The following is a 10,049-nucleotide window of genomic DNA, read 5'->3' on the forward strand; positions in this document are numbered from 1 at the left end:
TTTCAAAACTGTTTTTGGAACTGCTCTGTTCTTTCTTTCTTCTGCTGGCCCGCTTTTGTACGCTTCCATGATTTTCCGTACAACACCCTCCACTTCATCCCGCTTTTGAACTGATCTGCCACGGTTCGCCATTTTTCCCCCTTTCGCTTTGTCAAAAAAATTTGTTTACAAGCTGTTATTGTTTGAAATTTTTCCACACACAAATCCAGCAATTTCTAGTAAAATAAAGATAGAGAGATTAGGCAGTAATATAAAGGAGATGAATGAAGATGACCATGGTGTACCGTAATATTTTAGTAGCAGTGGATGGTTCCAAAGAAGCCGACTGGGCATTTATGAAAGCGATTGAAATTGCCAAACGGAACAATGCGGAATTGTCTGTCGTCCATATTGTCGATAATCGGGCGCTGGCTACCCTGACACCGATTGATTCAACCCTTTATGAACAAAATGAAAAATTTGGGGACGAGCTGCTGAACAACTACAAAGACCGTGCCCAGGAAAAAGGCGTGAAAGTACAGACCATCATCCAGCTGGGTTCTCCAAAAATTGCCATTACGAAAAATGTCGCACCGAGGATTCACGCAGATTTGATCGTGTGCGGCGCAACTGGTTTGAACGCGGTAGAAAGGCTTTTAATCGGAAGCGTTTCCGAACATATCGTCCGCACTTCCCCTTGCGATGTGCTTGTTGTCAGGACTTCCAAAGAAGCAGAAGAAAATTAAAGTCAAAAACCAGCCTCTATGCGGGGCTGGTTTTTTCATGTTTATCTTTTAAAAACCGGTACTGGTAATATTTCCTGGCACACTCGCCAACTTTTTTGGAAAAATAATAGTTTGATACCGCACCGATAGTGGCACCGGCCCAGTTTATTTTGCCCCGCTTTTTTGGGCGCAAGAGCGTAAACAATGCGAGTTTGCCGGCATGCCCGATTGTCCCCGGCCATAAATAACGGTGGAAAATTTTTCCGCTTTCCGTAAAGAAATCCTGCTCCCGTCCATCCAATTCGTCCATCAGTTCTTTCCAGACGGCGTATCTCACCATTTCCGGGGCAGCTGCCATGAAAATAATTTTAAGCGCCGCAAGCAGCTCAAAAGGCGTTTTTGCCTCATAACCGTAAGTTGCAGCAGTGAGCTGGACTGCCCGCAAGTTCGCCACAAGCAAAAAAAGTACATCCCCTGCTGCTAACAACGGTTTTCCCGTGCCGCTTAAGCCTCCCTGCACAAAGGATAACAGGTGGTATCTTGATTGCTGGCGCTCCGCAATATAGTCGAGCTGGTCAATCGACAGTTTTTGCATATCCGCCACGCATGAGACAGAATTGTCAAACAAGCGTGCCGCGGACAACATCTTTTCGATTTCCTGCCCGTACGGCAAGTTCACGTCGGCAAACGAGGATATTTGAAACAAAACAGCATCCAACATTCCGTGCACTTTTTCCAGCATTTCATCCGGCAGTTTTTCGTAAGCCGTATCGAATTTCTCTTTCCGTTTCCGGCCACGTTCCTCCGCAGCAGCCAAGTTTTCTGCCCACGCTTCAATTTCCCGGTATACCGTTTTTTCCCTTTCCGACCATTCTGACGCCATATGATGCACCCGCTTCCAATTTCCATATAATCCAATTATACCACAACGCAGAAAAAACGGAATTTGCGGCAGGCCGATCACAAAATGAAAAACATGAGTAGAGCAAAAAGAAATACAAGCAAAAAAGCAGCTCACCCGGCAAGATAAGCTGCACCATTGGTTTGTTAACCCCCGACCGATCGTAGCATGCTTCGGATCATGAAGACAGGCGGACAACATCGCGCGCAATCATCAATTCTTCATTCGTCGGGATGACAAGCACTTTTACAGGTGAGTGCGGATAATTGATAAAGGCCTCCGTTCCGCGGATCTGATTCAGGGTCGGATCCCAATAAATGCCCATAAATTCCAGCCCGGTCAAGATTCTCGCGCGGATCGAATCACTGTTTTCCCCAATGCCGGCCGTGAAAATAATCGCGTCAACACCGGCCATTTTTGCGGCATAAGAACCAATATATTTATGGATCCGGTTCGCAAAAATATCGAGCGCCAATTCCGCCCTTTGGTTCCTTTCAAGTTCCGCCGCCACCTGGATATCGCGCAAATCGCTTGAAACGCCAGAAATCCCGAGCAGCCCGGATTCTTTATTTAAGACTTCCAGCACTTCTTCAGCATTTTTTCCTGTCTTTTCCATAATAAAGGGGATCAGTGCAGGGTCGATATTTCCGGAACGCGTCCCCATCGTCACACCAGCCAAAGGGGTAAAGCCCATTGATGTGTCGATCGATTTTCCGCCCTGAATGGCTGCGATGCTCGCCCCGTTGCCTAAATGGCAGGAGATCAAGCGCAGCTGTTCAATCGGTCTTCCGAGCAGCTCGGACGCACGCATTGAAACATATTTATGGGAAGTGCCGTGGAAGCCGTATTTGCGGATACGGTATTTTTCGTAATATTCATATGGCAGGCTGTATAAAAAGGAACTTTCTGGCATGGTTTGGTGGAAAGCGGTATCAAAGACAGCAACTTGAACGACATCCGGCAGCACTGCGCGGAACGCCCGAATCCCCGTCGCATTGGCCCGGTTATGGAGCGGGGCCAGTTCGGCCAAATCTTCTATCTGTTGGAGCACATGCTCATCAATAACTGCAGAGTCGCTGAATATTTCGCCGCCGTGGACAACGCGGTGGCCGACCCCTTCTATTTCATCCAAGGAATGAATGATCCCGGTTTCCGTTAGTTTTTTCAACAAAAACTGCACCGCAACTTCGTGGTTCGGAATATCCGTAATTTCTTTTAGCCTCTCTCCCTCCACCGTAATCGAAAAGAGGGCATCTTTTAATCCGATTCTTTCAATCAAACCTTTTGTTATAACGCTTTCATTTGGCATATCAAATAATTGGAATTTTAAAGAGGAACTCCCCGCATTAATTGCCATAATTTTTGCCATAGCTTGTCATCCCTTCAATCAAACATCAGATGAAATCACTATTAATTTACTAAAATACCTTTTCAATTTCCCATTTTGCCATTCAATTTGACTTTTTTCAACCTAATTTTAAAATGAAAGCGTTCCCATTATAATGTTCCACTTTTCAGATTGTTTTTACTGAAATTTTATACTATTGAAAATTTTACTATTTTCATGTTGCAAATCTACATAACAAATCATATCACACCATAAAAACAGAAAAATTGGAGCCCAAGGAAGCCAGATTTTGCCTTCCATCCCCAATTTTCTGTCAGTAATGTTACTTTTCGTTGATTTGGATATTTTCTTTGCACCAGGCGTCGATTTTTGCCATTACCTGCCGGAGGGCCTGCTGGTTGGAAAAAGACGGCAACGAGGCGAGCAGCACCTGCTCTGGCGCTTTTACACCATCGGCTTTTTTCCGGATGACAAAGATGCTTTTGGCAGCCTGTTCATGCTTAAAAGCGGACAGCGGCAACTGCAATACCGCCTGAATATCTGCTTCTTCCTTTAAAAATTGATGGAGTTTCGGCGCTTCTTTTGATTCAAACAAATGGTTCGGAATCAGGAAAAATAAATATCCGCCCGGGCGTGCCGTCCTCAGGCTCTGCTCGATAAACAGATGATGTGCGTAAGAATGCCCTTCATCGGCCTCCAGCTTATACTGCGCCGCGCCGGCATCATTCGGATAGTACCCGACCGGCAAATCACACACAACAACATCGACCGGATCGATGAACAAATGGGAAAGCGCATCTTGCGTAAACAGTTCGATTTCGTGATGCAGCAAGTTCGCCCCTGTATAGGCCAGCCTGATCAGGACATCGTCAATATCCACGCCGTAAGCGGTAATTTTTTTCTGCTCCAGCTGGTTTAAAATCGTTGTCAGCAGGTTGCCGGTGCCGACAGCAGGATCCAGGATGGAAAAAGCATCCCTGCCCTCTGTAAACTTGGCGATGAAGTAGCTCATGAGCAGGCCGATTGTATCTGGCGTCATTTGGTGGTTAGTCTGTACATTTTCTTTCATGCCTTTTAAAATGGCGAGCTGGTAGGATTTCCGGATTTGTTCGCGCGAAAAAGCATCGAGATTGATATTCCTGTATATTTTATTGAGGCGTTTTTCATCAAGTTCACTGAGGCCGTTTTGGGTGATGCGACCGCGGAATAAGTTTTCGCCGGTCATAGCAATAGCTTCCAAGTATGTAACGGAAAGGCTATTCTGCAAAATGAGCGCAGATTCGTTGAATGCTGTGAATAATGTTTCTACTGGAGATTTTGTCATTCATTCTCTTCCTTTTTATTTGATTTATCCAAGTAAAATCCCCGATTTTTCATCGGGGACATTCAATGTTTGCCAGACACTCACATTATAATGGATAAGGCGGTTTTTGTGTATTTTCTCTGTATATTACTTGTTGATGATCGCGAAATTCACGGGACTCCTGCGGGAAAAGCGAGCAAGAAGAGACCCAGTGTGCTTGAGGGACGAGCGAGGAGGCTCGCGACACGTGCGGAAAGCGAGTGAATTTTGCGATCATCAACATTCTCAGATAATACCTTACATAAAAAAAGGGGCGCCTCTGGTCAATTTACCGACTTTGGGACAGCCCCTTTAAAAAAGGGGGCCGATGGGCGAGCGCCTCCGCTTTTCTATTTACTTTGCTTCTTTGGCTGCCTGCAATGCTTTTTCGTAATCCGGGTGGTTGGTTCCTTCGCTTACATATTCCACATATGTAACCGTATCATTGGAATCAACGACGAAAACGGCGCGGGCAAGCAGGCGGAGTTCTTTCATCACGACGCCGTAAGCTTTCCCAAATGATAAGTCGCGGTGGTCTGACAATATTTTTACATGTTCTAAGCCGGAAGCCGCACACCATCTTTTTTGCGCGAAAGGCAGGTCACAGGAAAACGTGTAAACTTTTACATCTTTTCCAAGTTTCCCCGCTTCCTCGTTAAAACGGCGCGTTTGCGCATCGCATACGCCGGTATCTATTGACGGGACAACGCTGAAGATGCGTACGCCGCCCTTTGTATCCTCCAGAGTAACCTCCGAAAGGTCATTCTCCAAAACGGTAAAATTTGGTGCTTTATCGCCGACTTTGACTCCATTTCCTTCCAACGTTACCGGATTTTCTTTAAATGTAACTGAAGCCATGAAAAACCCTCCTTTGTTTTTCTTTTACCGAAGCGGCCGGTGCCGATCCCGTTTTATGAAATAAAGTGTTCAATATTTATCATACTGGAGGAAAGAAAAAATATCCAATTAAAAACCCGCCAAAACAGCGGGTTTTTAAAAATCAAGATTCTGTTTTTGCTGATTGGCCGGCGGCTGCTGCCGGGAGTTTTGGCCGCTTGATTTTTGCCCGTTTTGCTTCAGCATCCCCTGGACTTTTTCGACGACACCCGGTGCAACATCCATAATTTTCTCGATCAGATGCGTGTTTTGATCCAAATGCAGCATCTTAACGCCTTGTGCGTTCACAACGAGAAATGCGATCGGGGTAATCGATACGCCGCCGCCGCTGCCCCCGCCGAAAGGAAGTTCCGGCGAGTGTGAATCGCCGCTTCCGCCCAATCTCGCTTTCGTGTTAAATTGGCTGCCGCCGGCTGCAAAACCAAAGCCGACTCTCGAAACGGTCAAAATCACGCTCCCATCCGGAGTTTCCACCGGATCCCCAATGATCGTGTTAACATCAATCATTTCCTTTAAATTTTCCATTGCTGCCGTCATAAGGCCTTCGATCGGATGTGAACCCATTGTTGTTTCCTCCTGTCTTCTTTTTAGCGGGGATTTCAAGCTTGCTTGTCTTTTTCTGGATTTGAAATCGGCTTGGCACCGATTTCCGCTCTTCCTCCCCGCCAATATTTGAGAACTTTATATCCGGCTAATATAGCTTTCCCGATTTGGATTTTAAACATACACTTCAAATGCGTCTCGGAATCCGGATTTTGGAAAGAGGGGGTAACGGAAATCACGGGGTCTGTTTTCACAAGCAGGTGGTTCGTCAACAAGCTTAAAATCCCCCCTTTTGCCGCCCAGATGCTTCCGGCTGCAATGCCCGTCCATGCAGCATCGTGAAGGCCGATCACCGTATACCATTCAAACCGGCTTAACCGGATGCTCTGTATAAATTTTCCGGCTATCGTCTTTAAGCCGATGACACGCTCTGTGATTGCTTTAATTTCTTCAACGCGCTGTTCAATGATATCGGGGGTGATTTTCCCGCCGCTCTTTTTTTCCTTTGTCTCTTTTTCGTACACCACACCGGGCTTTTCGCGGTCCACTTTCACCACCGGAATTTTTATCGTATGCCGGATGATATACCATAAACGGAACTGGATGAAAAAATGGTCGTCATCCCGGTTATGCCCGTAATCGACAATAACGACAACGGATGAAAGACAAAGAACCAATACCAATAAAAAAATGACCGGCAAAAAGGATAAAAACCATATCATTTCAATCATCAGCCTTTCAGCCAACCATTATCGCCAACGCGCAAAAAAAATAAACCTGCTTCAAGAAGCAGGTTCAGCGTACGTGTACAGCGGTTCTTGCTGCCGTTCGTGGATGACGGCGGTATCCGCAAAAATATCATGCAGCCCTTGTTTTTTCGGCGTAAAGGCCACGATGAGGTATAAAACCGCAACAACCCCGCATATATAGCGGCCGATCCATTCCCGGAACAAAACGGTGCCCCAGGAAAGCTTCCCGGATGGAGGCAACGTCACGACTTTCAGCCCGAATACCATTTTTCCCAAAGTCTGGCCGAAACATTTCGTCATCAACACGAAATACCCGTAAAACACGATTGCGGATGTGACCGATATCGGCGAAAAAATGCCGGAATCACCTAGATCCAGTTTTAACATACGGAAAACGGGATGGATGATCAGCCATTTCATACTTTGGATAACGATGAGATCAAGAGAATAAGCCCACATCCGCATCCAAAACCCGGCGTAACGGCATCCCTGCACGGGAGTTGAAATTTCCGGATTTGGCAATAAGGAACCATTTATATTTTGATCATTCGGATTCACAATGCTTCCCCCTATTCAGCCCTAGAATATAAGTACATCAACCGCGGTGCGTCCGACTGGGACAACAGATGCAAAAGACCTGTTGCCTCGGCCTCTTTTCCGAGGATTTTTTGCGCGGAAGCTGAAAGCAAGGAATCCAGCCCGGCGCTCGTTTCGTATTCGACCACCTGTGCATTGCTGATATGAAGAGTTTTTTTCATGGCAGAAATCGTGTCATCCAAGTATCCGTATTGGTCGATTAAATGCAGCTTCATCGCCTGCCTTCCGTCATAGACGCGCCCGTCCGCAATTTTGCGTACCTCACTCTTCGGAATGCCGCGGCCTTTTGAAATCACATCCACAAAGCCTTCATAAGAATTATTGACCATCTTCTGGAGCATTTCTTTTTCGTTTTTTGTCATATCCCGGTAAGGGCTCATGATGTCTTTATACTGCCCGCTCTTAATGACCGGGAAATCAATGCCGAGCTTTTTGGCAAGATTCCCGTAGTTCACGCTCTCCATAATCACCCCGAGGGACCCGGTCAGTGTTTCCGGGCTGGCAAAAATTTTATCGGCGGGTGTCGAAATATAATAAGCCCCTGATGCGCAAGTCGGGCCCATTGAAACGTAAATCGGCTTTTTCGTTTCATTTTTAATTTGCATTAAGCGGTGGTGGATTTCTGCCGATTCGGCAACCCCTCCGCCGGGCGAGTTAATATGTAAAATAATGCCTTTGATCTGGCTGTCATTTTTCGCCTTGTCTAGTTCTTCAAGAAAGCCTTGGTGGTTGTATTCTCCGTTGTCAAGCAGGGATGGCGAAGCGCCGGTATCCTGGATCGTGCCGTTCACATCTAACACGGCAATTTTCTTTGCCCCATCGCCATCCTGCAGCACGTTTTCCGAAACGTCACTGGATGTAAAGGCATCTTTAAAAAGATTTGAAAAATCGGTTGTGACCGCCATGCTTGCAAAGTTCACGATAACTGAAACAACAAACAGCCCGCCTGCAACCGCAAGTGCTCCCCATCTTTTTTTATTCATGTTACGGCTTCATCCTTCCACATTTGTTTTAACGGCCCTGTATAGGTTTAATTTTATTTTACTTGAAGGGCGGGTACTTTTAAACAAAAATTCGGGCATTTTTCCCGATTTTCGAAAAAATGCCCGGAGGTTTTCGTTTACATCCTATCCAGTTCCTGCCGCCTGAGTTCGACGCGGCGGATCTTCCCTGATGCCGTTTTCGGCAGTTCTTTAATAAACTCAATGGCGCGCGGATATTTGTAAGGCGCGGTGAGCTGCTTCACATGGTTTTGCAATTCTTTTACAAGACCCGGCATGTCCTCGCTGATCCCTTCTTTCAGCACCACAAAAGCTTTTACGATATTTCCGCGGATTTCATGCGGGCTTGCAACAACCGCACACTCTTTGACATAAGGATGTTTTACGAGCGCATCTTCGACTTCAAACGGCCCGATTGTATAACCGGAAGAGATGATGATGTCATCCCGCCTGCCTTCGAACCAATAATAGCCGTCTTCGTCCTTTCTCGCCCTGTCGCCCGTAATATAGTAGTCGCCGCGGTACTGCTGGGCCGTGCGTTCCGGTTCTTTGTAATAATATTTAAAAAGCGCAGGGGTATCTTTATGTACGGCAATATCCCCGACTTCCCCCGGCTTGCACGGCTCGCCGTCCTCGTTAATGATCTCTACCTGGTTTCCCGGAAAAGGTTTTCCCATCGAGCCCGGGCGCAAATCCATATCAATGGAAATTCCGATGAGCAGCGTATTCTCTGTCTGCCCGTAGCCATCCCGGATTTTTATCCCAAAATGTTTTTTAAATACTTCGATCACTTCACGGTTTAACGGTTCCCCTGCGGATACGGCGCTCCGCAAATGTTCCAGATGGTAATGCGACAAATCATCCACTTTTGCCATCAAGCGGTATTCCGTCGGTGTGCAGCAAAGCACATTAATTTTGTATTCATCGAGGAGCGACAAATATTTTTCGGGGTCAAAACGGCCGTTATATACAAAGCCTGCCGCCCCTGAACCGAGCACGGAAAGGAACGGGCTCCAGACCCATTTCTGCCATCCCGGTGCGGCTGTTGCCCAAACTCTGTCATCTTCCCTGATTCCGAGCCAATTCGGTGCGGCTGTACGCAAATGCGAATAACCCCAGCCGTGGGAATGGACGACACCCTTTGGATTGCCGGTCGTTCCGGATGTATAGGACAAAAATGCCATATCATCTTTGGACGTTTTAGCCGTTTCCAGTTGATCGGACGCGGTTTCTTTCGCTTCATCCAAAAATGTCCATCCCGGTTCAGGCTTTCCAATCACAAATTTTTTCAATGCTTCAATCCCGCGGACGTTTTTGAACTGCCCGGCGCAGGAATAATGGGATACAACGCCTTTCACATCGCCCGCCTGAACGCGGTAATCAAGATCCTTTGTCCTGAGCATTTCCGAACTTGGCAAAATAACAATCCCGCATTTTAACGCGGCGAGATACACTTCGTACGCCTCCACAATTCTCGGCACCATGACGAGAATGATATCGCCTTTCTTCAACCCGCTTTTCAGAAAAACGTTCCCGGTTCTATTTGCGTTTTTCATTAATTCCTGGTAAGTGACTTCTCTATGCTTTCCTTCTTTATCTTCCCAAATGAGCGCAACCTTGCGGGGGCCTTGGGCGTATTTTTCAACTTCTTCCGCTATATTGTAAATTTGTGGCGCAATCAGGTCTTCACGACGCAATCAAATCGCCTCCCAAGAGTTTTAGTACCTCATTATTATACCTGATATTAAAAAAATAAGATACACTTGCCCTTTATTTTGTTCATATTCTGGCTTGCGCTAGAATCGAGTAGGAGGAGGTGACTAGCCCCCGTCCTCTCACACCACCGTACGTACGGTTCCGTATACGGCGGTTCAACCAAATAAATGACGCTTGTCACAATACTTTTCATATAGGAGTTACCAAGGGTTTTGTGTAATATTGGACTTTTAGAAATTCGCCAATATGCT

General features: G+C 46.5%; 10 protein-coding genes. 1 reads left to right on the forward strand and 9 read right to left on the reverse strand.

The genetic code is table 11. The annotated features are described in order from the left end of the window. Positions 1–269 precede the first annotated feature (269 nt). A complete protein-coding gene (locus GBH70_RS15765; RefSeq protein ID WP_151681920.1) occupies positions 270–725 on the forward strand; it encodes a universal stress protein in 456 nt (151 codons plus the stop codon). A 16-nt stretch (positions 726–741) separates the two neighbouring features. Here GBH70_RS15765 and GBH70_RS15770 read toward each other — a convergent pair whose 3' ends face one another. From GBH70_RS15770 to mbcS, 9 genes are all read right to left on the reverse strand, one after another. After that, the gene (locus tag GBH70_RS15770; protein ID WP_151681921.1) at positions 742–1,587 is read right to left on the reverse strand and encodes an EcsC family protein; all 846 of its coding nucleotides are present in this window, start codon (positions 1,585–1,587) and stop codon (positions 742–744) included. A 196-nt stretch (positions 1,588–1,783) separates the two neighbouring features. Beyond that, complete coding sequence (locus tag GBH70_RS15775) at positions 1,784–2,974, reverse strand: acetate kinase (protein WP_151681922.1); 1,191 nt, start codon at positions 2,972–2,974, stop codon at positions 1,784–1,786. A gap of 301 nt (positions 2,975–3,275) precedes the next feature. Beyond that, positions 3,276–4,277 (reverse strand): class I SAM-dependent methyltransferase, encoded by a 1,002-nt coding sequence (locus GBH70_RS15780; protein WP_151681923.1) that lies wholly within the window; start codon positions 4,275–4,277, stop codon positions 3,276–3,278. A gap of 372 nt (positions 4,278–4,649) precedes the next feature. Continuing rightward, positions 4,650–5,153: a thiol peroxidase gene (tpx, locus tag GBH70_RS15785; RefSeq protein WP_151681924.1), complete on the reverse strand. Its 504-nt coding sequence runs from the start codon at positions 5,151–5,153 to the stop codon at positions 4,650–4,652. Positions 5,154–5,288: 135 nt separating this feature from the next. Beyond that, complete coding sequence (gene ytfJ / locus GBH70_RS15790; RefSeq protein WP_151681925.1) at positions 5,289–5,756, reverse strand: GerW family sporulation protein; 468 nt, start codon at positions 5,754–5,756, stop codon at positions 5,289–5,291. Between the two features lie 35 nt (positions 5,757–5,791). Continuing rightward, a complete protein-coding gene (locus tag GBH70_RS15795; RefSeq protein WP_253694019.1) occupies positions 5,792–6,481 on the reverse strand; it encodes a DUF2953 domain-containing protein in 690 nt (229 codons plus the stop codon). Between the two features lie 36 nt (positions 6,482–6,517). Then, the gene (locus tag GBH70_RS15800) at positions 6,518–7,042 is read right to left on the reverse strand and encodes an RDD family protein (protein WP_151681926.1); all 525 of its coding nucleotides are present in this window, start codon (positions 7,040–7,042) and stop codon (positions 6,518–6,520) included. A gap of 11 nt (positions 7,043–7,053) precedes the next feature. Further along, positions 7,054–8,064, reverse strand: a complete 1,011-nt coding sequence (sppA, locus tag GBH70_RS15805) for a signal peptide peptidase SppA (protein WP_151681927.1) — start codon at positions 8,062–8,064, stop codon at positions 7,054–7,056. A 137-nt stretch (positions 8,065–8,201) separates the two neighbouring features. Next, positions 8,202–9,779 (reverse strand): acyl-CoA synthetase MbcS, encoded by a 1,578-nt coding sequence (gene mbcS, locus GBH70_RS15810; protein WP_151681928.1) that lies wholly within the window; start codon positions 9,777–9,779, stop codon positions 8,202–8,204. Between the last annotated feature and the right edge of the window lie 270 nt (positions 9,780–10,049).

The sequence above is a fragment of the Weizmannia acidilactici genome (assembly GCF_008974225.1).
GTDB classification, from domain to species: Bacteria; Bacillota; Bacilli; order Bacillales; family Bacillaceae_C; genus Weizmannia; species Weizmannia acidilactici.

What these genes read in the sequence shown, in the direction of transcription:
- GBH70_RS15770 (WP_151681921.1), bottom strand. Translation starts at nt 1,587, where the DNA reads ATGGCGTCAGAATGGTCGGAAAGGGAAAAAACGGTATACCGGGAAATT.
- sppA (WP_151681927.1), bottom strand. Translation starts at nt 8,064, where the DNA reads ATGAATAAAAAAAGATGGGGAGCACTTGCGGTTGCAGGCGGGCTGTTT.
- tpx (WP_151681924.1), bottom strand. Translation starts at nt 5,153, where the DNA reads ATGGCTTCAGTTACATTTAAAGAAAATCCGGTAACGTTGGAAGGAAAT.
- GBH70_RS15775 (WP_151681922.1), bottom strand. Translation starts at nt 2,974, where the DNA reads ATGGCAAAAATTATGGCAATTAATGCGGGGAGTTCCTCTTTAAAATTC.
- ytfJ (WP_151681925.1), bottom strand. Translation starts at nt 5,756, where the DNA reads ATGGGTTCACATCCGATCGAAGGCCTTATGACGGCAGCAATGGAAAAT.
- GBH70_RS15780 (WP_151681923.1), bottom strand. Translation starts at nt 4,277, where the DNA reads ATGACAAAATCTCCAGTAGAAACATTATTCACAGCATTCAACGAATCT.
- GBH70_RS15765 (WP_151681920.1), top strand. Translation starts at nt 270, where the DNA reads ATGACCATGGTGTACCGTAATATTTTAGTAGCAGTGGATGGTTCCAAA.